The 542-nt window shown below is 72.1% G+C and carries 1 pseudogene; it reads left to right on the top strand.

Annotation, left to right across the window (positions count from 1 at the left end):
* Window positions 1-542 (top strand): annotated as a pseudogene (locus HW466_RS31180) (YadA-like family protein); the annotation flags it as partial.

Raw genomic sequence — 542 nt, forward strand, 5'->3', positions numbered from 1 at the left:
GCAACCAGCTCGATCACGTCGCTGTCCACCTCGACGTCGACCGCGATCGAAGCCGCCAAGACGCATTACTACAGCGTCAACGACAACGGCACGCAGCAAGGCAACTACGCCAACAACGGCGCCACCGGCGTCAACTCGCTCGCAGCCGGCGTGAACGCCAGCGCGGCAGGCGCCAGCAGCGTCGCGGTCGGCGACGGCTCGAACGCGCAGTCGAGCGGCGCGGTCGCCATCGGCCAGAACGCATCGGCCACCGGCGGCAAGGCGGTGTCGATCGGCTCCGGCAACACCGCAAGCGGCGACGGCGCGGTCGCGATCGGCGACCCGAGTGTCGCGACGGGCACCGGCGCAGTGGCGCTCGGCGCGAACGACACGGCCACCGGCACCGGCGCAGTCGCGCTCGGCAACGCGAACACGGCAACCGGCAACAGCGCACTCGCCCTCGGCAGCGCGAACCAGGCCACCGCGGACAACACGATCGCGCTGGGCAACAAGGCGGTCGCGAGCGCGACCGGCGCCCAGGCCTACGGCTCGGGTGCGTCGGC

The organism is Burkholderia territorii (genome assembly GCF_902833055.1).
Classification (GTDB): domain Bacteria; phylum Pseudomonadota; class Gammaproteobacteria; order Burkholderiales; family Burkholderiaceae; genus Burkholderia; species Burkholderia territorii.